The sequence below is a fragment of the Ruminococcus hominis genome (assembly GCF_014287355.1).
GTDB lineage: Bacteria > Bacillota > Clostridia > Lachnospirales > Lachnospiraceae > Schaedlerella > Schaedlerella hominis.
In genome coordinates this window covers 1,673,641-1,699,641 of record NZ_JACOPE010000001.1, presented here as the reverse complement: position 1 = coordinate 1,699,641, position 26,001 = coordinate 1,673,641, and the positions used below count along the sequence as shown (strand labels likewise).

The window sequence follows — 26,001 nt, the reverse complement described above, 5'->3', positions numbered from 1 at the left end:
TTGTAATACCTCCCTTGGCTAAACTTCATATACGATATAATGATATTTCTTCAGTAGTGCCGCAGCTTGCACAGAAGAATCCTGATCATAAAATTCAATTAATAAAACACCTTCTTCAAATTCTCGGTTATGAATAATACCAATATTTTTAATACTGATGTGATTCGTCGCTAAAATCGTTGCAATTGTTGCAATTCCACCGGCTTCATCCACAATATCACAATACAATAAAAATTGACGCTTGATAGGTCCCGCTGAACTATTAGGCATCGAATTGCGATAATCTCTGGAACTTTCAAACATACAATATAATTCCCGTTCAGAAGACTGGTCAATTAATTTTTTCGTTTCAGATAAAGAATCAATAAAACCACCGAGGATTTTCGAAATTGGTTCTTTGTTTTTTAAACAAATCTGCTGCCACATAATTGGTGACGAGGACGCGATTCTTGTAATGTCTTTAAATCCTCCGGCTGCAAGCATCTTCATTAACTCATCATCTGTGTCAGTTTTTTTAACGAAATTTACAAGATTCGAAGCAATAATATGCGGAAGATGGCTGATAGTTCCGGTAAGCATATCATGCTGGTGATAATCGAGTTCAATAGGCAATGCCTTTAATGAAGAGACAAATGTCTTATAGGCTTCCACTTTTTCTCTTGAAACATTTGCTGAAGGGGTAAGGATATAGTAAGCATTCTCAATAAGAATTGCTTTTGAATTTACAAAACCACTTTTTTCAGAACCTGCCATCGGATGTCCTCCGATAAAATTTTCTTCTAATCCAAGTCGAATGATTTCTTCGTGGATAGATGTTTTTACGCTTCCAACATCTGTTAAAATACAATTTGGTGAGATATAATCCTTTAATTGACTTAAATAAGCATTGTTAAAAGAAATTGGTGCACATAAAAAAATATAATCACAATCTCTAAAATTATCATCAATAGAAGAAGAAACAGTATGGATAATTTCTTCTTGAACAGCAAGTGCAAGTGTTTCTTTATTTTTGTCAAAGGCAAGAAGTTCATAGTCAGGATAATATTGGCGAATTGCTTTTGCAATAGAACCACCAATCAATCCAAGACCAACAAAACCAATTTTTTTTGCTTTCATAATAGCTCTCCTTCTTTATATGTATGCATATATTTAAGTATATTATCATTTTAACGCGTAAAAGTAAAGAAGAGTAGAACTTAAAAAAAGAAGAACGGAAAAAACATTGTGTAAAATATATAAAAAGGTTGTAATATTGAAAAAAGTTTAGTACAATATTCACATATCATATGTATGCGGAATAAGAACGAGAAAAGACATGCATAAAAACATACAAGGAGGCAGCAACATGAAGGTTTACAGAACAGACGAGATTAGAAACGTGGTATTACTCGGACATGGAGGCAGTGGAAAGACAAGTCTTGCGGAGGCAATGCTTTATGTATCAGGAGCAACAACTCGCATGGGAAAGGTTTCAGAATCCAATACAGTAAGCGATTTTGATAAAGAAGAACAGAAGCGTGGTTTTTCAATCGGAACAAGTTTGATTCCAATCGAGTGGGAAAAAGCAAAGATTAATATTTTAGACACTCCGGGATATTTTGATTTTGTAGGTGAAGTGGAGGAAGCTGTCAGTGCAGCAGACGCAGCAGTTATCGTTGTATCAGGTAAAGCGGGCGTACAGGTTGGAACTGAAAAAGCATGGGAACTTTGCGATAAATACAATCTTCCACGAATGATTTATGTAACAGAGATGGATGTGGACGATGCAAGTTTTCGACAAGTAGTAGAAGATCTTACATCACGGTATGGTAAAAAAATCGCACCACATTTCCAGCCGATTCGTGAAAATGAAAAATTAGTAGGTTATATTAATGTAATTAAGAATGCAGCAAGACGTTACACAGAAATAGGTCAGAGAGAGGAATGTGAGATTCCAGATTATTGTCTGCCAAACCTTCAGATATTAAGAGATTCCTTGATGGAAGCTGTTGCAGAGACAAGTGAAGAATTTATGGATCGTTATTTTAATGGAGAAGAGTTCTCTATCGAAGAAATTCGTGCAGCTATGCGTACAGAAGTAATGGACGGAACAATTGTACCGGTAGCGATGGGATCAAATATACAGGCTCAGGGTGTTGCGAATCTTTTGTCTGATATTGTTCGCTTCTTCCCAAGTCCGGATAAAAGAACTTGTGTTGGTATTAATCGTACAACGAATGATATTTTTGAGGCTAATTATGAATTTTCAAAAGCAAAAACAGCTTATGTATTTAAAACTATGGTAGATCCATTTATTGGAAAATATTCATTTATTAAAGTATGCTCCGGAGTATTAAAAGGAGATGATGTATTATATAATCCTAATTCAGACGCAGAAGAAAAACCTGGTAAGCTTTACGTTATGTGTGGAAATAAACCAACTGAAGTATCAGAATTGTTTGCAGGCGATATAGGAGCGGTTGCAAAGCTTTCTAATACAGCTACCGGAGATACACTTGCTACAAAAAATACACAAGTACTGTATCCGAAGACAGATTATTCTGTACCTTATACATATATGAGATATCGTGTAAAAAATAAAGGTGATGAAGACAAAGTATCTCAGGCAATATCCAGAATGATGGCAGAGGATGTAACATTAAAAGCTGTTAATGACAGTGAAAATCATCAGTCTCTGTTGTATGGTATGGGCGAGCAGCATTTGGAAATTGCTGCAAGCAAGATTGCTGCAAGGTATAAAGTGGAAATTACATTAGAAACGCCAAAAGTAGCATTCCGAGAGACAATCAAAAAGAATTCCGATGTGGATTCAAAGTACAAAAAACAATCTGGCGGACATGGTCAATACGGACATGTAAAGATGAGATTTGGCCCATCTGGAGATCTTGAGACACCATTCGTATTTGAAGAAGAAGTTGTAGGAGGAGCTGTTCCAAAGAACTTCTTCCCGGCAGTAGAAAAAGGATTGCAGGAATCTGTATTAAAAGGACCTTTGGCAGGATATCCTGTAGTTGGAGTGAAAGCTGTTTTATATGATGGATCTTATCATCCTGTAGATTCATCAGAGATGGCTTTTAAAACAGCTACAATCCAGGCATTTAAGAAAGGATTTATGGAAGCCGGCCCGGTTCTTCTTGAGCCAATTGCATCCTTAAAAGTAACAGTTCCTGACAGCTATACAGGAGATGTTATGGGAGATTTGAATAAACGAAGAGGAAGAGTTCTTGGTATGAATCCTGTTGCAGGAGGTAAACAGGTAATCGAAGCAGATATTCCGATGACAGGGCTGTTTGGTTATTGTACAGTGCTTCGTTCCATGACAGGTGGAAGAGGAAATTACGAATATACATTTTCTAGATATGAGCAGGCTCCTTCAGATGTTCAGGAGAAAGAAATTGCAGCAAGAGCACAGGAAGCATAATATAAAAGAAAATCATAAAATAGTAGAAGGGAGTGGCGCTATGGAAGCGAGCCACTCCCTTCCATAGTGTAAAAAAATTTATAAAATAAGATTGTACATTTATAAATACGTTTTATCTGTACAAAATCATTGTACTTTCAATATAAAAGTGCTATAATTCATCTACTGTTCAAATAGATGAAATCTAAAGAAAAAAGTAGAGGAAAAGAAAAATGAAGATTGTCATTATTGGTGATGGGAAGGTTGGATACAAGCTTGCAAAAGCTCTTTCCGCAGAAGATTATGATGTTGTTTTGATTGACAGTAATGAAGAAAAACTAATGGAGGCGATGAACCGACTGGATATTATGTGTATCCCAGGTGAAGGTGGAAGTGCAGAAGTGCAAAAAAATGCAGGTGTGCCGGATGCAGATTTGGTGATTGCCTGTACTTCAACAGATGAGTGCAATATGCTTAGTTGTCTCATTGCAAGAAGGATTGGTGCAAAACATACGATTGCGCGAGTGAGAAATCCAATTTATTATAAACAAATTGACTTGCTTAAAGAAGACTTGCGATTAAGTATGGCAGTAAATCCAGAACTTGCAGTAGCCGGAGAGGTTTCACGTGTACTTTTGTTCCCGGATGCCAGTAAGGTTGAAACATTTGTAAAAGGCAGAGTAGAGCTTGTTGAATTTCTTATCAGTAAAGGAAATAAGCTTGCAGGCATGTCTCTTGCAGAGATTAATAATCAGTATCAGATTAAAGTATTAGTCTGTGCGGTAGAACGCGGGGACGATGTGTTTATTCCAGACGGAGAATATGTAATTCAAGAAGGAGATCGTCTTCATGTGGCAGCTTCGCATAAGGAAATTGGACTGTTTTTTAAAGTGTTTGGAAGTCGAAGAACCAAAATTAAAAAAGTCCTGATCTGTGGCGGCGGAAGTGTAAGCTATTATCTTGCATTACAATTATGCGGATTGGGAATGCAGGTGAAGATTATTGAATTGAATAAAAAAAGATGTGAAGATTTGTGTGAGATGCTTCCAAAAGCTACTATTATTTGTGGAGATGCAACAAATCATGATCTGCTTATGGAGGAAGGCGTTCAAGATGCAGACGCATTTGTAGCTCTGACGGGTATGGATGAAGAAAACATCATTTTGTCATTATTTGCAAAGAGTCAGAATGTAGGGAAAATTATTACAAAAGTAAATGAAGACCAACGTGCACAGATGGTAGAGGACTATGGAATTGACAGTATTGTGTCTGCTAAAACAGTGACTGCAGATGTTATTTTAAGTTATGTTCGGGCACGAAAGAATTCACAGGGAAGTGTGAATGTAGAAACAATGTATCGGCTTATTGATGAAAAAGTTGAAGCATTGGAGTTTATCGTTAAGAAAGAAACTCGTTATACAAATGTTCCATTGAAAGAATTACAATTAAAGAGTAATAACCTAATTGCATGTATTGCACGTAAACGAAACATTATTATCCCTAACGGAGATGATTCTATTCAGGTGGGAGATAATGTAATCGTAATTACAATGGAAAGACAAATTCGCGATATTGAGGATATTTTGTTGTAGGTGTTGATATGAATAAGAAAATGATAATATATATATTAGCAAAAATGGTGGGCGTAGAAGGTCTTGTGCTATTGCTCCCAGCAATTGTATCTTTAATATACAGAGAAAAAAGTGGTTTTTGTTTTCTGATAGTAAGTGCAGTGTTGATATTGATATATTTTTTACTGGGAAGAAAAGTTCCTAAGAACAAAAGAATATATGCAAAGGACGGATTAGTAATTGTTGGTGCGGCATGGATTTTATGGTCACTCTTTGGTGCTGTTCCATTTTATATAAGCGGAAGTATTCCAAATTATCTGGATGCATTTTTTGAAACAGTATCTGGCTTTACAACAACAGGTTCTACGATATTAACAGATATTGAAGTTCTTCCAATGGGAATGTCTTTCTGGAGAAGTCTGACACATTGGATTGGCGGAATGGGTGTTCTGGTCTTTGTTATGGTACTGACATCTCTTGATGATGATGATTCTATGCATTTAATGAGAGCAGAGGTTCCAGGTCCAGAAGCAGATAAGCTTGTGCCAAAGGCAAGATATACTGCAAGGATTTTATATGCAATGTATTTTGTATTGACAGCGGCAGAAGTTATATTTTTAATGTTCGGAGGAATGAATTTCTTTGATGCATTATTACACGCATTTAGTACTGCTGGAACAGGTGGTTTTTCCAATAAAAATAGCAGTGTTGCGTATTATGACAGTGCTTATATTGATGGTGTAATTACAGTGTTTATGATTTTATTCGGAGTTAATTTTAATTTATATTTTCTCCTTCGCCTAAGAAATTGGAAAGAAGCATTAAAAAACGAAGAGCTACATGCATATCTTGGAATTATTGCAGGCTCTATAGCTATTATTAGTTTGAATATTGTAGGAATGTATGGAAATATTTTACATGCATTCCGATATGCATCATTCCAGGTAGCATCAATTATCACTACAACAGGATTTTGTACAGCAAATTACAATCTGTGGCCTGAACTGTCTAAGACAATATTATTGTGTCTTATGATTATTGGTGCATGTGCCGGATCTACAGGCGGTGGAATTAAAGTTTCACGATTATTAATTATGTTAAAAAGCATAAAAAAACAAGTAAAAAACATGTTGCATCCAAAAGCAATTACGATTGTAAAAGTAAACGGAAAGAGAATAAATGAAAGTACCATGAAAGGTGTATATATTTATTTTATATGTTATATAATGATAACGATGGTATCAGTATTACTTGTCTCTATTAATAATTTTGATTTTGCAACAACATTCAGTTCTGTGCTTACAACATTAAATAATGTTGGTCCGGGTATTTCACAGATCGGTCCAGTTGAAAATTTCTACAAGTTTTCGGCATTATCTAAAATCGTTTTTTGCATGGATATGTTACTGGGAAGATTAGAAATATTCCCATATTTATTGTTATTATCGCCAGAACTTTGGAGAAGACGATTCTAATAGTAATTAAAAGACAGGCTTAAGTGGATAAAGGCAGGAGAGAAGAAATGAAAAAAGGAAAATGGAAGCTGGTATCGGTAGTAGCAGTACTGATTCTGGCAGGATTATATTATTATATAGCATTACCGGCAATTAATGTTCATGCAACAGAGATATGGATGTTCATGCTGATCGTAGTAGTTTTAATAGGAGCAGTTTATCTTGCAAAGAAAAAGCCTACAAAATTTGAAATGAAAAGATTATTAGGCTTTAAGATTATTGCTGGAATTTTGATTTTGCTTATCGCAATTTATTTGATTGGCAGTTTGTTGTCTTCGCCAATTATAAATGCAAAGAAATATCAGAAATTATTGAACGTAGAGACCGGAAAATTTACTACAGATGTAGAAGAATTATCATTTGACCAGATTCCGTTGTTAGATAAAGACTCTGCAACGATTCTTGGAAATCGTAAAATGGGAAGTATGGTGGATATGGTTTCACAGTTTGAGGTTGATAATCTTTATAGCCAGATTAACTATAAAGATCAGCCTGTTAGAGTATCTCCGCTTCGTTATGCAAGTTTAATTAAATGGTTTACGAATCAAAAAGAAGGTATTCCGGCATATATTCGTATCGATATGGCAACACAAAATACTGAGCTTGTCAAATTAAATGAAGGTATGAAGTATACGACCAGTGACCATTTTAACAGAAATATTTATCGTCATTTGCGTTTTAATTATCCGACTTATATTTTTAATGAATTAAGTTTTGAAGTAAATGATGAGGGAGTTCCATATTGGATCTGTCCTGTTAAACAATATAACATTGGGTTGTTTGGTGGCGTAACAGTAGGAAGGGTTGTGCTTTGTAACGCAATTACAGGAGAAACACAGGATTATGCAATAGAAGATGCACCAGAATGGATAGACCGTGCTTATTCTGCAGATTTACTTGTGGAATTATATAATTATCATGGAACTCTAAAGCATGGATATTTTAATAGTATTTTAGGACAGAAAGATTGTCTGATGACAACAAGTGGATATAATTATCTGGCAATTGATGATGATGTCTGGGTATATACTGGTGTAACATCTGTCAGCGGAGATCAATCAAATGTTGGTTTTGTTCTTATGAATCAACGTACTATGGAAACAAAATTTTATGAAGTGGAAGGCGCAACAGAAGATTCGGCAATGTCTTCTGCTGAAGGGCAGGTACAGAATCTGAAATATAAGGCTACATTTCCGTTGCTTTTAAACATTTCCAGCGAGCCGACATATTTTATTGCATTAAAGGATGACGCCGGACTTGTAAAAAAATATGCGATGGTTAATGTTCAAAAATACCAAATTGTTGCAATAGGAGATACAGTAAGTGCCTGTGAAGAAGCATATGTTCAATTAATGTATGAAAATGGTATTAAAGTGAAAGATGAAAGCGTTAAAGAAACAGAAGTTATTTCTGGGAAAATAACAAAAATCGTACAAGGCGTAGTAGATGGAAATTCTCATTACTATATGATGTTGGAAAAATCAGATGAGATTTTTGATATTTCAGTTATAGATTATATTGATGTGATTAAATATAACGTTGGAGATGAAATTACATTGGAATATCAAGAAGGAAAGCAAACAAATACTGTAATCAATATTAAATAAAAATAACAATGAAAAATCCTGCAGGAAAAATTCTTGCAGGATTTTTTTGACCGATTAGCTGGTCATGATAAATTGTAATTCATTTTATCCGAAAGGATTAACATAAAACCTTATATGCCGGATCATCAATATTAGGAATGTCTTCTTTGGATGCACTTACACTTACAAAGAACTCAATGTTGTTTGTAGTAGCAATTTTATCCAGTTTCTGAAGAAAATCTGGAAGACTGTTAAGTGTAATATCTGCCTGTTTCAATGCTCCATCAATGAAAATCGTATCAATATCATGATTACCTGCAACCATACCATATAAGAATCCAACAAATTCTTCTAGTGTCTCGATATCTTTGTAATCATCCATACAAATTGCACGAACATTAAAGTCTACGCTGTATGTATCTCTGTGACTTTTTTTGATTAATACAACGTTACCGTTAGAAGTCTTAACCTTCTCGTTTGCAAGTTCAATGATCTGCTGTGTTTTTCCGCTACCTTTCGGACCTGTGATTAAATTTACCATGGCAATTCTCTCCTTTATGTAGAAAAATTTTTGAGTATTAATCTGCTCAAATCTCTTATAACTATTATACACCAAAGGGGTATTATGAACAACAAAAAAACAGAAAAGTTCAAAAAAATCTTGAAATATTTATCGACGAGTGGTATGCTTGTCTACAGTGTTGTAAAGCACTAAACTCAGGAGAGTCTCTTCAAAAAAATCTAAAGGAAGAGCGCCGAAGGTGTACGCAGCAATTTGCTGTTAATCTCTCAGGCAAAAGGATGGAGGAATATTAACATGTTTGAGCAAATCAACAACTTTATCACATGGTTTGATGGAGTCGTATGGGGACTTCCATTAATCATTCTAATCCTGATCACAGGATTTCTATTAACAGTTCGATTAGGACTATTGCAAGTACGACATCTTGGAAAAGCCTTAAAATTCATGGTGAAAAATGAAGAAGACGGACATGGAGAAGTAACAAGTTTTGGAGCTTTGTGTACTGCATTGTCAGCAACTATTGGAACCGGTAATATTGTCGGTGTAGCAACAGCAATTGCAGCCGGAGGACCCGGAGCATTGTTTTGGATGGTAGTTGCAGCCTTTTTTGGAATGGCTACAAAGTATGCAGAAGGCCTGCTGGCTATTAAATATCGTACGATAGATGAAAATGGTCATGTCCTGGGGGGGCCATTTTACTATATCGAAAATGGTATGGGAAAACAGTGGAGATGGCTAGGTAAGATATTTGCCTTTTTCGGAGCAGGTGTTGGATTGTTCGGAATCGGAACTTTCACACAGGTAAATGGTATTGCATCCGCAATTAAGAATTTCTTTGACCCGGATATGCTTCATACAGTCAATTTGTTTGGTGGAACATATTCTTGGGCAACAGTTATTTCATGCCTTGTGCTTACAGTTTGTGTAGGTTTGGTTGTAATCGGAGGAATCCAGCGTATTTCAAAAGTTTCACAGGTTGTTGTTCCATTTATGGCAGTATTATATGTGGTACTCGCTTTGATTATTATGGTTACACACATTACAGCTATTCCGGGTGCACTTGTGACAATAGTAAAATCAGCATTTACAGGAAGTGCACTTGCAGGTGGAGCAATGGGTACAATGGTTGTAGCAATGCAGAAAGGAATCGCAAGAGGTATCTTTTCAAATGAATCAGGTCTTGGTAGTGCACCAATCGCAGCAGCTGCAGCACAAACAAAAGAACCTGTACGTCAGGGACTTGTTTCCATGACAGGAACATTTATTGATACAATTGTAATCTGTACAATGACAGGTCTTTCTATTGTAATAACAGGAACTTGGAATACAGGTCTTGAAGGTGTCGAAATTACAACGGCTGCATTCCAGCAGGGCTTACCATTTCCATCTGTATTTGCATCCTTTTCATTAATGCTTTGTCTTGTATTCTTTGCATTTACAACAATCCTTGGATGGGACTATTACGGTGAAAGATGTTTGGAGTATTTATTTAACCGTAACCAAAAAGCAGTGAAAACTTATCGCTGGTTATATATTTTATGTGTATTTTTCGGACCATATATGACAGTTGCAGCGGTATGGAATATCGCAGACATTTTCAATGCATTAATGGCATTTCCAAACTTAATTGCACTTTTAACATTAAGTGGAGTTGTTGTGAGGGAAACAAAAGACTATTTCAATCGAATGAATGCCTAGATAAATGACTTGACTTCTATATAAATAGTTCTTATAATAAAGAAGAATATTGCAAAAACGAAGATAAGAATTAGTAGAAGAAGAAAGTCTTACAGAGAACTGCCGGTTGGTGCGAGGCAGAAGATGGAATTCTTTGAACTCATCTTGGAGTTCTTCTGTTGAATCACCTAGTAGACAGAAGCGGGTATTCCCGTTATAGAATATAATGAGTGCATCTGACATGACATTATAGAGAGTGTTGGATGAATAAGAGTGGTACCACGGAAGTAAGCCTTTTCGTCTCTTGATGATGGAGATGAAAAGGCTTTTATTTTATATGAAAGGTAGGAATAATAATGTCACAGAAAATTGTGTACAATCACAAAGCCGTTGAGAAAAAATGGCGTGAAAAATGGGAAGAAAATCCGGTAAATCCTAGAATGGATGATAACGGAAATAAAAAGCAAAAATATTACTGTCTGGATATGTTCCCATATCCATCAGGAAATGGTCTTCATGTAGGACATTGGAGAGGATATGTAATCTCTGATGTATGGAGCCGTTATAAACTGCAGCAGGGATATTATATCGTTCATCCAATGGGTTGGGATGCATTTGGTCTCCCGGCAGAAAATTATGCAATTAAAATGGGAACTCATCCAGCAATATCAACAGAGGCAAATATTACAAATATCAAACGTCAGATCAATGAAATTGCTGCATTGTATGATTGGGATATGGAAGTAAATACAACAGATCCTAATTTCTACAAATGGACACAATGGATTTTTGTTCAGATGTTCAAAAAAGGTTTGGCATATGAGAAGGAATTTCCAATCAACTGGTGTCCTTCATGTAAAACAGGTTTAGCAAATGAAGAAGTGGTTAATGGTAAGTGTGAGCGTTGTGGATCAGAGGTAACAAAGAAAAATCTGCGTCAGTGGATGCTGAAGATTACAGCTTATGCAGATCGTCTTCTGAATGATCTTGATAAACTCGATTGGCCTGAAAAAGTAAAGAAGATGCAGGCTGACTGGATTGGAAAATCTTACGGAGCAGAAGTTGATTTTCCAATTGATGGAAGAGACGAGAAAATCACTGTTTATACAACAAGACCAGATACTCTCCACGGAGCAACATTTATGGTACTTGCCCCAGAACATGAATTAGCTGCATCATTAGCTACACCTGAAACAAAAGAAGCAGTAGAGAAATACATTTATGACTCTTCTATGAAATCAAATGTAGATCGTATGCAGGACAAAGAAAAAACCGGAGTATTTACAGGAAGCTATGCAATTAATCCATTAAATGGAGCAAAGACACCAATTTGGTTGTCAGATTATGTTCTTGCAGATTATGGTACTGGTGCAATTATGTGTGTACCTGCACATGATGATCGTGATTTTGCATTTGCTACAAAATTTGGTATTCCAATTGTTCAGGTTATTGCAAAAGATGGACAAGAAATTGAAAATATGACAGAGGCATATACAGAGGCTGTTGGAACAATGATCAACTCTGGAGAATGGAATGGCATGGAATCAGCTGTGCTGAAAAAAGAAGCTCCACATATCATTGAAGAGCGCGGTATCGGACGGGCTACTGTGAACTTCAAATTACGTGACTGGGTATTCTCACGTCAGCGCTATTGGGGAGAACCTATTCCGATCATCCACTGTCCAAAATGTGGTAACGTTCCAGTTCCAGAAGAAGAACTTCCACTTCGTTTGCCTGATGTAGAATCTTATGAACCTACAGGAACAGGTGAATCACCACTGGCAGCAATTGATGAGTGGGTAAACTGTAAGTGTCCTGTATGTGGCGCAGATTCAAAACGTGAAACAAATACTATGCCTCAGTGGGCAGGTTCGTCATGGTATTTCCTTCGTTATGTAGATAATCATAACGATAAAGAACTGGTTTCAAGAGAAAAAGCGGATGAAATGCTTCCGGTAGACATGTATATCGGAGGAGTAGAGCATGCTGTATTACACTTGTTATACTCCAGATTCTATACAAAATTCTTAAATGATATCGGAGTCGTTGATTTTGATGAACCTTTCCATAAATTATTTAACCAGGGAATGATCACAGGTAAGAATGGAATCAAAATGAGTAAATCAAAAGGTAATGTCGTATCACCGGATGATCTTGTGCGTGATTATGGATGTGACTCATTAAGAATGTATGAACTGTTTGTAGGACCACCTGAGTTAGATGCAGAATGGGATGATAGAGGAATCGATGGTGTAAACCGTTTCTTGAAACGTCTCTGGAATTTATTGATGGATAGTAAAGAAGCCAATGTTGAAGCTACAAAAGAGATGGTAAAACTTCGTCACAAACTTGTATATGATATTACATCTCGTCTTGAAACATTTAGCTTAAATACTGTTATTTCAGGATTTATGGAGTATAATAACAAATTTATCGATCTTGCCAAGAAGACAGGTGGAATTGACAAAGAAACATTGGAAACAATTGCTGTATTACTTTCACCATTTGCACCACATTTTGCAGAAGAAATGTGGGAGCAGCTCGGACATACAGAAACAATCTTCAAAGCAGGTTGGCCTGTATATGATGAAACAGAAATGGCAGACGACGAAATAGAAGTTCCTGTACAGATTAATGGAAAAACAAGAGCGGTTATTTCAATTCCGGCAGATGCATCTAAGGAAGACGCAATTGCAGCTGGTAAAGAAGCTGTTGCAGATAAATTGACAGGAACAATTGTAAAAGAAATTTATGTTCCTAAGAAAATCATTAACATTGTTAAGAAATAATTTGAGAAGAAAATCTCACAACAGAATAAAGTGCTTGGAAATATTGAAAAGTTCGTTTAAAATCAAGGTTTACGGACATTTTTCTTCAAAGAAAAGGTATCGTAGCATATCGCAAAATATCGTAACAAATTTTTAAAATGGAGTAAATTTGGAGTAAAAGTTGAAAGAAAATGGAGTAAATATTTCAAAGATGTAATGAGAAATGGCGTAGGTAGTGGGAACATTATCTACGCCATTTTTAAAAATTAAAAAATTTGTGTAACGAAAAATATATGTAAAGTACATATAGGTAAAGGAGGGTAGAGTATGGAAGAAATGGTAGAAATCTATCGAAAATATATGCCACAAGTATATAAATTTTTATTTAGCCTTTGCCATGATGCACATTTAAGCGAAGAACTCACACAAGAAACTTTTTTTCAAGCCCTAAAATCTATTGATAGTTTTCGTGGTGACTGTAAGATATATGTATGGTTATGTTCGATTGCAAAGCATTTATGGTATAAAGAATTAAAGAAGAAAGATAGAGAAGTAGTGGCAGAATATGTAGAAGAAACTACTTGTCAGAAAATCACAGAAAATTCGGCAATACAGAAAATGGAAGTAATAGAGTTGTATAAAAAGCTTCATTTGTTGGAAGAGCCGGTGCGAGAAGTTATGTATTTGAGATTAAATGCCGATTTTACATTTAAAGAAATTGGAGAAATTATGGGTAAAGATGAAAATTGGGCAAGAGTGACTTTTTATCGTGGAAAGCAAAGAATAAGAAAGGAGAGTAACCATGAAATGTGAAATGATTAGAGATTTGTTACCTCTATATATTGATGGATTGACAAGCAAAGAAAGTAATCAAGAAATTGAAAAACACTTGAAAAATTGTGAAGAATGTCAAAAGTACTATCAGGAAATGACAGGGGGGATCGACAATTTTTCAGTGATAACAAATGAAGAAATTGAAGATGTAAATTTGATTAAGAAAATCAAGAAAAAAAATAGAAGAAAAGCATTAGGAATATTCGTTGGAGCGTTTATTTTGTCGGGAGTTCTTATGGGAGTTGGTTTCCACTTGACACATGGTGTAGCAATGTATGAAAATGTTATTTTAAATTATGGGGTGCAAGGGGATACGGCTTATCTTACACTGCAAGGGAAACCAGGATATGAGTTGAATTTTTCGGGGGCAACGGATGAGAATAAATCTAGTTTGAAAGTTATGTATGCTCGAAATATATGGGGGAATGATAAAAATATGGTTCGCTTAGAAGGAGAGAGTAATAGAAGTGGAGAACCACATCAGTGGATATTAGAATTTAAAGACAGAATAATTGTGATTGAAAATGGAGAATTGGTAGATGAGAAAATAAAATAAGGTGTGTAGTGAGGTCAAGGATCAAGGCGAAGCCGATACGCCGTAGGGCAGTCCTTGACGGAACGGACACAGCCAACAGCACCATGATACAGCAGAGGACTTGAAAGGTCAGAAACCTTGCAAGTCCTCTTGTCTGTTACTGGGCGTTATGCTTTAAGTAAAGTGCTTCTTTTACCAGTTCTTTTTCAAATGCTTTTATGTGACCGCTCTGTATTCCATTGTCGATATAAAAGCAGTCGTCAGCTTGTGAGTAGGACAGCGTGGTAACTTTCGGTTCATAAGTCTTTGTATCAATTCCATAATAATAGACGGTGGCAGTTGAAAGTTCCACATTGATACTGTCAAAATCTCTTGTAAAAACGCTGTGCCTGTCTGCATGGAAAAAATCAGACGGACATTCGTAGAACTCGGAACTATCTTCTCTTAAAAATAAAGGCAGTATGTGTACTTCATTTTCGCTTCGGTTGACAAGGACATAAAAGCGTGGAATGAGGGCGGAATACTGTGTTTTCATTGCGATATACATATCATCTAAATCATCAAGAAGATACTCGGAGCAGGAGTTGTTGTAAAAGACGTATTGCAGGGCAGTATTATTTCTTTGAGTATTTTCCATAGGCACATTTTCCCCGTAAAGCCAACGCAAATCTACATCTAAAGAGTCAGCAATCAGTTCTAGTTTATCAGCTTTCGGATTGTATTGTCCTGAAAGGTAGGAACTGAACGCCCCTTTGCTGATACCAGTATCTTTGACTATATCTACTTGTTTTTTATTTTTTGCTTTCATGGCAAATTTAATCCGTTCTGCGACTGTATTCATCTGAAAAAACCTCTCTTTCCATATCTCGTTATAACTGCTCATATCTTATCATCTAAGGACACTATACCACAAGTTCAGAAAAAAGAAAACAAAAAGTTTATAAAAAACTAAACTTTGTATTGCAAAACGAATGCCTCTGTGCTAATATACAATAAAGTTCAGAAATAACTGAACTAAAAATCGACGTCGTAAATATGAAAATGAAAATATGAGAAACTGACCTATCGGTTCAACGGGGAGAAAGGAACGTGTATGCAGATTACATTGACAAAAGAACAGGTAAAAGAAGCCTTTGGAGAACTTCGTTTTATGGGTGCGGATAACTGTTACCGCTATGATAAAGACAGTAAGAAGAAAACAGAGGAAGTGGAAGCCTTAAAACTTCATCTTGGAAGCATGAAACTTGGGAACAGCGTGGATATTCGCTTGGAAGCAACGGAACTTCCGAAGATTGAGCCTTATGCGGTGGTGGAACTGGAAGAACCAGTATATGCCCCTTATGTGCAGAGAGGAAACTTCCCTGTATTAGTAGAGAAGATTACCTGTAAGGGTATCCGCCCTGTTCCAAATAAAAATATGTAGGCAGTCAAAGTTCCTGTCCTCGTTCTGACGTACCAAACGTCAGGTTGAGGGCAGGGCAATGGCAACGCCGTTGCAGATTGGAGGTTTGATAAATTTGGAAGAAAGAAGCGGAAGTTTTCTTCCAGAACTCCCCTACACTAACAGGGGAGTAATACGGCAGAAAGAAGAATTAAGTGCCTTGATAGACTGGTGTCAGATAACCATTAAGGAAGTTCCGTTAGAAGCAGTTATAGAAGATGTGCTGAGAATACCTTTGGAACTTATGACGGTAACAGGCTATGAAAAAGGGATTGCAGGGCATGAGGTTGTGGCAATCTTCGATAATATCAAGGTGCTAAAGCCGACAGGAAATGCACAGTATCAAGGCTTTCAGATTTTGATGAGTGGGAAAGGCTGTCGCAACTATGAGAATTTTTTACAACTCAATGAGGAAACATGGTTTGATTTCTTAAACAGAGTTTGTCAGTATCACATCAATTTTCCTCGGATTGATTTGGCGATAGACGACAGAAAACCGTATTTGAGTATTCCTGATTTGATTATACGGACAAAAGAGGGATTGCTTTCTTCAAAGTTACGGGAGATAGATTTTCACGACTCGGGAGAACTGAAAGAGGAAGTGTTTCAGAGTAAAGGTGGAAGTCTTTATCTCGGCAGTTCAGCCAGTAATTTGAGATTGGTATTTTATGAAAAGGGATATGAACAGAATAAAAAATATGGAGTAGAATTAGACGAAAATTGGAATAGATATGAGTTGAGATTTCGGCAGGAAATGGCAGTAAGTGTAGTACAGGAATTATTGAGATATAGAGATGTGGCAGGACTGGCAATGGAAGTATTGAACAGTAAAATACGATTTTTAGAAAAGCCGACGGACAGCATGACAACACGAAAAAGACTTTATCCAACCTATCAAGCATGGGCGGAACTGATGAAAGATATAGGCAAGGTGAAACTTACAATACAGCCACAGAAGAAAAGTTTGCAAAAGGTGTGGGAGTGGTTAGAAAAGTATGTTGCCCCGTCTTTGAAACTGTTTGCAGAGGTTGGGAAGATAGAGCAGAGAGATTATATCGGTAATCTTGTAAAAAATGGAGAAATGAATATCACACAGAAGCAGTTGTATGATGATTACATAAAAGCAAGAAAATTAGGCGAAAGGGGGTAATCGTATCGATAAAGCATTACTAAATATAAATGAATTTTGTGAGTATATGGGGATTGGGAAAACAAAGGCAAGAGAACTGTTGAACAATCCGAAAAATAGATTTACAGTACGCATTGGTAATCGGCTGTATGCAAATAAGAAATTACTTGATGAATGGCTAGAATATCAATGCAAAAGGGCTTGAAAAGAAAATGGGGTGTCGATATAATGAAAATTGAAATATTTACTTTACCATATTTCTTTCAGTAGAAGAAAGGAAAGTTGGTATGGGTAAAGATTTAAAAGGCAAAGAACTCGGTAAGGGAATTTCACAGAGAGCAGACGGACGCTATATTGCAAGATTTACAAGTAAAACAGGGAAACGTAAAACGCTTTATGATTTTAAACTGAATGAATTAAAACGGAAGTTGCGAGAAGCGGTTTATGAAGATGAACATGGTTTGAATGGCAATGGCGAAAGTATCACTTTAAACGCATGGTATGTAACGTGGACAGAGTTGTATAAGAAGAAAACAGTTAAAATGACTACGATATATAAAAACCACAGTTACTACAATTCAAGAGTGAAGAACTCTATCGGAAAGATGTATTTGCAGGACATTAAAACATATCACGTTCAGAAGTTTTTAAATGACTTGATAGACAGCGGTCTTGCACATGGAACAGTATCGAATATCAGATTTATGTTAAGTGATATGTTTGATAAAGCAGTATTGAGTGAATACATCAGAAAAAATCCCTGTATCGGCGTGGAAATGCCAAAAGAAGTGAAAAAAGAAAGACGTGTATTAACAAGAGAAGAACAGGAGAAATTTTTTACATTTGCTTCTTCCTACATACACATCAATGTTCTGAAATTTGCTGTGACAACAGGCTGTCGGATTGGAGAAGTGCTGGGACTAAAATGGGAAGATTGTGACTTTGAAAAAAGAGAAATTACAATCAATAAGACAATTCATTATTCAAAGGCTTCTAGTCCCGTAGAGGGTTCAAAGTTTTTCTATACGACTGCAAAAACCATATCCAGTAATCGTGTAATTCCTATGACAGATGAAGTGTATGAGATTTTGCAAAATCAGAAGATAAAGCAGACAGAACAGAAGATGTGGAAACGCTCAATATGGAAACAGCACAAAGAATTTCAAAACTTGGTATTTACCTGTTCGGACGGTTCGCCAGTTTATTATTATAACGTCAATAGTGCAATCAAAGACTATGTGGCAAAAATCAATGTAATAGAGATTGAACTAGCAAAGGAAGAAAAGAGAGAGCCGAAGATATTTGAACTGTTTACCTGCCATACTTTGCGACATACATACGCTACAAGGTGTTATGAAAATGGAGTAGACCAACAGGTAGTGCAGAAACTTTTAGGTCATTCCACATTGGCAATGACAACTGATTTATACACGCACGTTTCAGAAGAAAAGAAAAAAGAAGAAGTAGCCGAACTGAAAATATTGGCTTAAAATTGGAGTAAAAATGGAGTAAATCAGAAGATAGATAGCGAAAAACAGCGTAAAATCAACATTTTCGAGTAGATATAAATATTGTAAAAAAATAAATATTCAAGTCGAGCAGCCGCGAGACTTGGCGCGTGATTCTGGTCAGCGTAAGCTGACACATTCTTTACAGAATCACTGCGCATCCTCGCGGAGCGTTTATCTCAGTCGAGATTGGACTCCCACTGAGACAAATTTGCTGTTACTCACCACCTGAAAGAGGTGGGAGTCTTCTCGACTGAGATAAAAACAGACAATACCTACAACTCTCACTTGTATAAAGTGAGAGTTGTTTTTATCTATAGAAATGCAAAGGTGTAACATAAGCCGAAAAATTGAATATAATCATCTTAAAAACTTCATAAATCTTGTCAAATACACCAAAAATGTAAAAAAAACAATATTTTTTGCAAGAAAAGGTTGAAGAAAAATCAAAAATCGTATACACTACTATTTAGTTAGTGAAAAATTGGAGGATACAAAGATGGCGGCATACAAAAATTTAAGCGTAGAAGAATTAAAAGAATTAAAAACAAAGTTAGATGCAGAATTTGAAGAGGTAAAAGCCAGAGGATTGAATTTGGATATGTCTCGTGGTAAACCGTCTGCAGAACAGTTGAACCTGTCTATGGGAATGATGGATGTACTGACAAGTGATACCGATTTAATCTGTCAGGAAGGTGTTGATTGTAGAAACTATGGAGTATTAGATGGAATCACAGAAGCTAAACAGCTTCTTGCTGATATGATGGAAGTACCTAAACAAAATATTATCATCTTTGGAAATTCTAGCTTGAATGTTATGTATGATCAGATTGCACGTGCAATGACTCACGGAGTTCTTGGAAGTACACCATGGGCAAAATTAGACAAAGTAAAATTCCTTTGCCCTGTACCAGGATATGACAGACATTTTGCAATTACAGAACATTTCGGAATTGAGATGATTAATGTTCCTATGACTGCTACTGGTCCAGATATGGACATTGTAGAAAAGCTGGTTGCAGAAGATGATGCAATCAAGGGAATCTGGTGTGTACCAAAATATTCTAATCCACAAGGAATTACATATTCAGATGAAACGGTACGTCGTTTTGCAAGATTAAAACCAGCAGCAAAGGATTTCCGTATTTATTGGGATAATGCGTATGGTATTCATCATTTATATGAGGATAAACAGGATCAGCTGATTGAAATTTTGGAAGAGTGTGAGAAAGCAGGAAATCCAAACCTTGCATATAAATTCTCATCTACATCAAAAATCAGTTTTCCAGGATCAGGAATTGCTGCAATTGCTTCATCAGATGAAAATCTTGCAGAAATCCGCAAACAGATGCAGGTTCAGACAATTGGTCACGATAAGGTAAATCAGCTTCGTCATGCCAGATTCTTCGGAGATATTAATGGGATGGTAGAGCACATGAGAAAACATGCTGATATACTTCGTCCAAAATTTGATGCAGTACTTGAAACTCTTGATAGAGAACTTGGCGGATTAGAAATCGGATCATGGATCGCACCACGAGGCGGTTATTTTATCTCCTTTGATTCAATGGAGGGATGTGCAAAAGCAATTGTCGCTAAAGCAAAAGAAGCGGGTCTTGTTATGACCGGAGCAGGAGCAACATTCCCATATGGTAAAGATCCAAAAGATAGCAATATCCGTATTGCCCCTTCATACCCAACACTTGAAGATTTGAAAGTGGCCGCAGAAATCTTTGTATTGAGTGTTAAGATTGTCAGTGTTGATAAATTACTTGGCAATTTATAAAATATTGTTTTATCTCAGTCGAGAAGACTCCCACCTCTTCAGGTGGTGAGTAATAACAAATTTGTCTCAGTGGGAGTCCAATCTCCGACTGAGATAAACGCTCCGCGAGGATGCGCAGTGATTCTGATAGGAATATGTCAGCTTCGCTGACCAGAATCACGCGCCAAGTCTCACAGACGTTCGACTTGAATTATGTAAGCCAAATTTATTTATTGTTGAAAAGCAGTTCTTAAGTCGCAGAACTGCTTTTTCTTTATTTTATGATATTCTTTTAAAATAATGAAGAAAAGTGGTTAAGAATATGATAATATAAGAATATTGGAGGCACGATAATATGCTTAAGAGAAAAGAAATGAAAAAGCGTGCAAAGCAGGTTGTAAAGAAACACTATTGGCTGTTACTTATCCTTTGTCTTGGAATGGCACTGTTTGGCACCGAATTTTCATCTACATTAAATTTTGTTCGAACAGAACGAACAGAAATGGATAGCAAAACAAAAGAAATTAAAAACGCTATTCAATATAATTCAAGATTAGCATTAGATGATATATTAAATGATGCATTAGATGGACATATTGATGAGGCCTATAGACTGGCAAATAATCTTAAATTAGAAGAAATTACGCAAAACAGTACAGTTCAAAAAGGAATTGTGCTTGGAAGAAGCAGGGGAATACTGGCTGATTTAGTAAATAATATTACTTCAGGTTATTTCCTTGTAGTATTGCTTAGTGCAATAGAAAGTCTTGGATTGTCAAAAAATATAATAATTGCACTTTTTATAATATTATCCGCTATTGTGCTATTTTTAGTATGGATGTTTATCAAAAATGTACTTCAGACAATTCTTAGAAGAATGGTTCTGGAATGCAGATTATACGATAAAGTACCTTTTCAAAGGATTTTATTTCTGGCAAAAGTAAAGAAATGGTGTAAAGTAGCGGTAACATTGGCGATGAAAGTATTATTTCAGACTCTTTGGGCATGCACTATTATCGGAGGCGTTATCAAACGATATTCGTATTATCTGGTTCCCTATATTGTAGCAGAAAATCCAGATATTGGTTGGAAAGAAGCAATTACATTATCTCGAAAAATGATGGGTGGATACAAGTGGGAATGCTTTAAATTAGAAATGTCTTTCTTATTATGGGATATGGTAGGTTTTTTGACATTAGGAATATCGGATTTGTTTTATACAAATGCATATAAGATTGCAACGTATACAGAGTTTTATATCCAAGTAAGACTTTTTGCAAAAAAGAATTGTGTTAAGGGAATAGAATTACTTAATGACTTATATTTATATGAAAAAGCGGATGCATTAACATTGGATGAGGCGTATATAGATGTTTTATTTATGGATTATTATTTGCCAAAGAAGACGGAGCATTTGAACGGAATTAAGGGATTTATGGCGCGAAATCTTGGAATTACACTTTATCCAAGAAAGGAAGAGCTTCAACTTGAGAAAATGCAATATGAGGATGCAAAATTCCGATTGATGCAGGACGCTTTGACAGGAAAAGGATATCCATCAAGATTGTTTCCTATTCCTGAAAAGGAAAAAGATGTAAAAGCCGGACATATTAACTATATGCGAAGATATTCACCAATCTCTTTGATATTGATATTTTTTGTTTTTTGTGTCACAGGATGGGTGTGGGAAGTAAGCCTTCATTTGGTAGCAGACGGAACATTTGTAAATCGCGGAATGTTGCACGGACCATGGATTCCTATCTATGGGGCCGGAAGCTTATTGATCCTTACATTATTATATCGCTTGCGCAGGAAACCGATATTGGAGTTTACAGCAATTGTAATACTTTCGGGTGTAATTGAATATATGACATCGTATTATACAGAATGCTTGTTTAATGGGAAAAAATGGTGGGATTATCAAGGATACTTTTTAAATCTAGATGGTAGAATTTGTGCAGAGGGTCTTTTAACTTTTGGTATAGGGGGAATGATTCTTGTATATCTGATAGCTCCAATGTTAGATAATTATTTAAGAAAAATGAAAACACAAATTGCAGTTCCGTTATGTGTTATTCTTTTAAGTTTATTTATGATAGATCAAGTATATTCTTTTATAAACCCGAATACCGGTCATGGAATTACCGATTATATCAGTAAAATATACATAGAAACGAATAGCTCAGTCAGAGGTTAAAAACTGACTGAGCTCATTTTATCTAAGCGGATACTCTAATAAATCTAATACAGAGTTACGAATAATATAATTATAAGCGGCGTGAACCTCTTCACCTGAAAAAAGTGTGTCCTGACAAATCCAGTATTTCAAAGAATCTGCTAATCCAAAAGTATAGAAACGAGCGATAGCTTCAATAGTAAGAACAGCCAGCTTGTCAGGGGCTTTTAATGGATATTTTGATAAAATTAGTAAGAATAAATGATAAATATAGTCACTCATTAATTCTTCAAATGAATTCTGTCCTGTTATTTCGTATGCTTTTCGATAAAAGGCATGATCTTTTTCAAGGCAGTTGCATAATAAACGAAAGATATCTGCTTCCATATTATTATCAATCAATACTTGAATTTTATCTTTAATTTCTGTTTTTAATATCCATTCCAAAACTTCATATTTATCTTGAAAATGTTTATAAAAAGTAGGACGGATAACACCAGCTCCATCAGTGATCATTTTAATTGTAATTTTTTCAAAAGGAATCTGAAGAACCAGCTCTCTGAAGGATGCAGTAAGCAGGTCTTTAGTCAGTTCTTTCTTGTCTTCCATATCAAATAACTCTCCTTCAAAAATATCAAATTTCTAATAATTCAGCCCTTTAATGTTTTCATCTGAAACATAAGTATAACACATCTCTCCTAAAATAAAAATCCTGTTTTTTCAAAAATCAATTATAAAATGTGGATACAAATATTTCAAAATGTACCTTGATTTATAACAGTTTTAAGATAATTGTCTTTTCTGTGTTACAGATTTAAAGGACTGAATATTACATGTGGATAATATCTTCTGATACAATAAGCACATCAAGAAGAAGGGAGCGAAAATTGTGAGTCTACTAGAGATTATTCTGATTTCGAATGGATTAACAATGGATGTTTTTGCATATGCTTTATCAAAAGGTGCGATGATGTCAGAAATCAGAAAAAAGAATTTATTGAAGATCTGCAGTATATTTACTTTTTGGCAGGTTATCAGTATGATACTGGGAAATCTGTTGACAAATATTCCTTTCACAGCAAAATTGGGAATGGATGTAGGTCATGATTCAAATACATTTTCCGTTTTAATTTTTCTTGGTCTTGGAATCTATATGATTGTGAAAGCAATTAAAGAAAAACCAGTCGAAGAAAAAAAAGATGAGATAATTTCAGCAAAACAAATCATTGTATGGGCCTGTATTACAAGTATAGATGCCTTTATTGCAGGAATTGGGTTTGGCTTTCTAGAAACAGATTTCTTATTACTGGTATTTATTATTGGAATCACCACAATAGTAATGGTCATTATCGGTATGTATATTGGTTATTGGATGGGATGTCAGTTTAGAAGGACTGCTGTAACAATCGGGGGCTGTATTTTACTTTTTGGTGCTGTTGAATTTATTATTCGCACACTGTATTAATGTAAAAGTAATATTTTTAATTGGTTTTATACTAAAAGATAAAGGAAAGGTGAAAGAAATGGCAACAATTAAACATCAGGCAGCAAGAGCTGCATTTGGAGCTGCAGCAGACGTAACATTAAAATATTTAAACAAGGACCCAGAAAACCGTGAAAAGAGTTTATTGAAAATTGTAGATTTGACGGAGAATTTTGCAAAAGATCGTTTTAAACCAGAATCTTATGAAGCTGCAAGAGCAATGATTCGTGACAAGGACAGTAAATGGATGCAGTATATTAATCGGATTTTTGACGAAGTAAGTCCAAATGTAATCAAAAAAACAGCAATGAATCTTGGATTTGAAGCAATGTTGAGCGGAACAAAGATTATGCATGAAATGCGCGAAAAATATCAGTGCAATATTCCATGGCTCATTTTAATAGATCCAACAAGTGCTTGTAATTTACATTGTACCGGATGTTGGGCAGCTGAATATGGTCATACAATGTCTTTAACTTATGATGAACTGGACAGCATTATTACGCAAGGAAAAGAATTAGGAATTTATCTCTATATGTATACAGGAGGAGAGCCTCTTGTACGTAAAGCAGATATTATTAAATTATGTGAAAAACATAACGATTGTGCGTTCCATGCATTTACAAATGGTACCTTAGTTGATGATGCATTCTGTGAAGAGATGGACCGAGTTGGCAATCTTTCATTATCAATCAGTCTGGAAGGATATGAAGAAGTAAATGATGGAAGACGTGGTCAGGGTGTGTTTGATAAAGTTATGAAAGCCATGGATACTTTGAAAGCACATGGACAAATATTTGGTACCTCTATCTGCTATACAAGAGCAAATATTGACACTGTTACATCCGATGAATTTCTTGATATGATTATCGACAAAGGGTGCCGTTATGCATGGTATTTCCATTATATGCCAGTTGGAAATGATGCGGCAGTAGAATTGCTTCCAACAAAAGAACAGAGAGAATATATGTATCATAGGATTCGTGAGATTCGAGGTAAAGAAGGCGGTAAACAGATATTTGCATTTGATTTCCAAAATGATGGCGAATTTGTAGGCGGTTGTATCGCAGGTGGACGTAACTACTGTCATATCAATCCAAACGGGGATGTTGAACCATGCGTATTTATTCATTATTCAGGTGCAAATATTAAAGAAGTAAGTCTTCTGGATGCATTGAGACAGCCATTATTTATGGCATATCGCGAGGGTCAGCCATTTAATAATAATCATCTTCGTCCATGTCCAATGCTGGAGAATCCGGAGAAGTTAAGAGAAATGGTAGAAAAGACAGGCGCAAAATCGACAGATATGCAGTCTCCTGAAAATGTAGAACATCTATGTGCAAAATGTGATGCTTATGCAGCAGAGTGGAAAGAGAAAGCAGAAGAGCTTTGGAATAATAACAAAAAGTAATTAAAAAAATAAAAATGAAATATAAAAAGAGCATGAAAATCTGATGAATTTGATTCGGATTTTCATGCTCTTTTCAAACTACATTTATTTCCTTAGAAGAACGTTTTCGGCTGAGTCAAAATTGATTTCACATGTTCTACTTCTTCCTGTGTCGCTTTTTCTGCAGGAACATAGTAACTCTTTTCGCGAGCTACCTGATAGAGCTTTTCCTGTGACATTTCGCATTGATTGCGAATTTGCTTCAAACATTGTTTTAATTCTTTGTTTTCAGTCTGTGCAATCATCTCCCCAAACATTTTTAATTCGCCATTTACCCCAACAAGGGCATCATTTACCATTGCTTTTTCGTCCATTGAAACATTCCCTCCTTGTTTATAAAAATTTCATCAAATCCTGTTTGTTCTTCATTGCAGAATCCGCAGCATCCTGAAATAATTTTTTTACTTTCGCATCTTCTGTCTGGGATGCGTAGTCGGTCATTTTACAATGTGTTGTTTCGTAGCCGCCAATCAGATGACGAAGATTTTGTAAATCCAAAATAGATAATTCTGACATAAATAACTCCTCCTTTATGCTTGTGATTACAAAAACGTAGTATGTTCAATTGAAAAGATCTTATACATTTCAGGGTATATTGCATTAGAAAATGACATATGCTAGAGCATGTCAGACATGGA

21 protein-coding genes, 1 riboswitch and 1 other annotated feature are annotated in these 26,001 nt (G+C 35.7%); of the genes, 15 read left to right on the top strand and 6 right to left on the bottom strand.

Annotated features, from left to right (window positions below):
* Window positions 1-18 precede the first annotated feature (18 nt).
* Window positions 19-1,116 (bottom strand): prephenate dehydrogenase, encoded by a 1,098-nt coding sequence (locus H8S40_RS07550; RefSeq protein WP_118723586.1) that lies wholly within the window; start codon window positions 1,114-1,116, stop codon window positions 19-21.
* A 229-nt stretch (window positions 1,117-1,345) separates the two neighbouring features.
* On the opposite strand from H8S40_RS07550, the gene H8S40_RS07545 reads away from it, so the two are divergent.
* The 4 genes from H8S40_RS07545 to H8S40_RS07530 all read left to right on the top strand — a co-directional run bounded on the left by H8S40_RS07545 (window position 1,346) and on the right by H8S40_RS07530 (window position 8,092).
* Window positions 1,346-3,421, top strand: a complete 2,076-nt coding sequence (locus H8S40_RS07545) for an elongation factor G (RefSeq protein ID WP_186864958.1) — start codon at window positions 1,346-1,348, stop codon at window positions 3,419-3,421.
* Window positions 3,422-3,633: 212 nt separating this feature from the next.
* Window positions 3,634-4,992: a Trk system potassium transporter TrkA gene (gene trkA, locus H8S40_RS07540; protein WP_186864957.1), complete on the top strand. Its 1,359-nt coding sequence runs from the start codon at window positions 3,634-3,636 to the stop codon at window positions 4,990-4,992.
* Window positions 4,993-5,000: 8 nt separating this feature from the next.
* Window positions 5,001-6,446: a TrkH family potassium uptake protein gene (locus H8S40_RS07535; protein ID WP_118723589.1), complete on the top strand. Its 1,446-nt coding sequence runs from the start codon at window positions 5,001-5,003 to the stop codon at window positions 6,444-6,446.
* Between the two features lie 47 nt (window positions 6,447-6,493).
* On the top strand, window positions 6,494-8,092 hold the full coding sequence (locus tag H8S40_RS07530; RefSeq protein ID WP_186864956.1) for a CvpA family protein: 1,599 nt from the start codon (window positions 6,494-6,496) through the stop codon (window positions 8,090-8,092).
* A gap of 97 nt (window positions 8,093-8,189) precedes the next feature.
* Here the strand turns inward: H8S40_RS07530 and H8S40_RS07525 are convergent, their stop codons facing one another.
* Window positions 8,190-8,612 (bottom strand): hypothetical protein, encoded by a 423-nt coding sequence (locus H8S40_RS07525; protein WP_022075099.1) that lies wholly within the window; start codon window positions 8,610-8,612, stop codon window positions 8,190-8,192.
* Between the two features lie 167 nt (window positions 8,613-8,779).
* Window positions 8,780-8,886, top strand: a riboswitch (glycine riboswitch).
* Between the two features lie 2 nt (window positions 8,887-8,888).
* Here H8S40_RS07525 and H8S40_RS07520 point away from each other — a divergent pair.
* From H8S40_RS07520 to H8S40_RS07505, 4 genes are all read left to right on the top strand, one after another.
* The gene (locus H8S40_RS07520) at window positions 8,889-10,292 is read left to right on the top strand and encodes an alanine/glycine:cation symporter family protein (protein WP_118723591.1); all 1,404 of its coding nucleotides are present in this window, start codon (window positions 8,889-8,891) and stop codon (window positions 10,290-10,292) included.
* 51 nt (window positions 10,293-10,343) lie between these two features.
* Window positions 10,344-10,579: a binding site (T-box leader), on the top strand.
* Between the two features lie 48 nt (window positions 10,580-10,627).
* A complete protein-coding gene (gene leuS, locus H8S40_RS07515; protein WP_207723254.1) occupies window positions 10,628-13,060 on the top strand; it encodes a leucine--tRNA ligase in 2,433 nt (810 codons plus the stop codon).
* Between the two features lie 306 nt (window positions 13,061-13,366).
* Window positions 13,367-13,852, top strand: coding sequence for an RNA polymerase sigma factor (locus H8S40_RS07510; protein WP_117499714.1), 486 nt, complete (start codon window positions 13,367-13,369; stop codon window positions 13,850-13,852).
* Entirely contained in the window at window positions 13,842-14,429 is a 588-nt protein-coding gene (locus H8S40_RS07505) for a zf-HC2 domain-containing protein (RefSeq protein WP_117499715.1), read from the top strand. The genes H8S40_RS07510 and H8S40_RS07505 overlap by 11 nt, the downstream gene beginning before the upstream one ends.
* A 136-nt stretch (window positions 14,430-14,565) precedes the next feature.
* Here H8S40_RS07505 and H8S40_RS07500 read toward each other — a convergent pair whose 3' ends face one another.
* Window positions 14,566-15,249: a helix-turn-helix domain-containing protein gene (locus H8S40_RS07500; protein WP_118358756.1), complete on the bottom strand. Its 684-nt coding sequence runs from the start codon at window positions 15,247-15,249 to the stop codon at window positions 14,566-14,568.
* A 252-nt stretch (window positions 15,250-15,501) separates the two neighbouring features.
* Between H8S40_RS07500 and H8S40_RS07495 the strand changes: the two genes are divergently transcribed.
* From H8S40_RS07495 to H8S40_RS07470, 5 genes are all read left to right on the top strand, one after another.
* Entirely contained in the window at window positions 15,502-15,831 is a 330-nt protein-coding gene (locus H8S40_RS07495; protein ID WP_004613680.1) for a hypothetical protein, read from the top strand.
* A 58-nt stretch (window positions 15,832-15,889) separates the two neighbouring features.
* The gene (locus H8S40_RS07490) at window positions 15,890-16,999 is read left to right on the top strand and encodes a replication initiation factor domain-containing protein (protein WP_182388439.1); all 1,110 of its coding nucleotides are present in this window, start codon (window positions 15,890-15,892) and stop codon (window positions 16,997-16,999) included.
* A gap of 266 nt (window positions 17,000-17,265) precedes the next feature.
* On the top strand, window positions 17,266-18,468 hold the full coding sequence (locus H8S40_RS07480) for a site-specific integrase (RefSeq protein WP_186864955.1): 1,203 nt from the start codon (window positions 17,266-17,268) through the stop codon (window positions 18,466-18,468).
* A 517-nt stretch (window positions 18,469-18,985) separates the two neighbouring features.
* Entirely contained in the window at window positions 18,986-20,272 is a 1,287-nt protein-coding gene (locus H8S40_RS07475; protein ID WP_186864954.1) for an aspartate aminotransferase type Ic, read from the top strand.
* A gap of 334 nt (window positions 20,273-20,606) precedes the next feature.
* The gene (locus H8S40_RS07470) at window positions 20,607-22,448 is read left to right on the top strand and encodes a DUF975 family protein (protein ID WP_186864953.1); all 1,842 of its coding nucleotides are present in this window, start codon (window positions 20,607-20,609) and stop codon (window positions 22,446-22,448) included.
* An 18-nt stretch (window positions 22,449-22,466) separates the two neighbouring features.
* Here H8S40_RS07470 and H8S40_RS07465 read toward each other — a convergent pair whose 3' ends face one another.
* Window positions 22,467-23,036, bottom strand: coding sequence for a TetR/AcrR family transcriptional regulator C-terminal domain-containing protein (locus tag H8S40_RS07465; RefSeq protein ID WP_118723600.1), 570 nt, complete (start codon window positions 23,034-23,036; stop codon window positions 22,467-22,469).
* A 280-nt stretch (window positions 23,037-23,316) separates the two neighbouring features.
* On the opposite strand from H8S40_RS07465, the gene H8S40_RS07460 reads away from it, so the two are divergent.
* Both H8S40_RS07460 and H8S40_RS07455 read left to right on the top strand, forming a co-directional pair.
* Window positions 23,317-23,892 carry a manganese efflux pump MntP gene (locus H8S40_RS07460; RefSeq protein WP_118723601.1) on the top strand — a complete coding sequence of 192 codons (576 nt, stop codon included), beginning with the start codon at window positions 23,317-23,319 and terminating at the stop codon, window positions 23,890-23,892.
* Between the two features lie 58 nt (window positions 23,893-23,950).
* Window positions 23,951-25,324: a radical SAM/SPASM domain-containing protein gene (locus H8S40_RS07455; RefSeq protein ID WP_186864952.1), complete on the top strand. Its 1,374-nt coding sequence runs from the start codon at window positions 23,951-23,953 to the stop codon at window positions 25,322-25,324.
* Window positions 25,325-25,416: 92 nt separating this feature from the next.
* On the opposite strand, the gene H8S40_RS07450 is transcribed toward H8S40_RS07455, so the two are convergent.
* A complete protein-coding gene (locus H8S40_RS07450; protein WP_117989188.1) occupies window positions 25,417-25,677 on the bottom strand; it encodes a spore coat protein in 261 nt (86 codons plus the stop codon).
* A gap of 19 nt (window positions 25,678-25,696) precedes the next feature.
* Entirely contained in the window at window positions 25,697-25,879 is a 183-nt protein-coding gene (locus H8S40_RS07445) for a hypothetical protein (protein ID WP_118688000.1), read from the bottom strand.
* Between the last annotated feature and the right edge of the window lie 122 nt (window positions 25,880-26,001).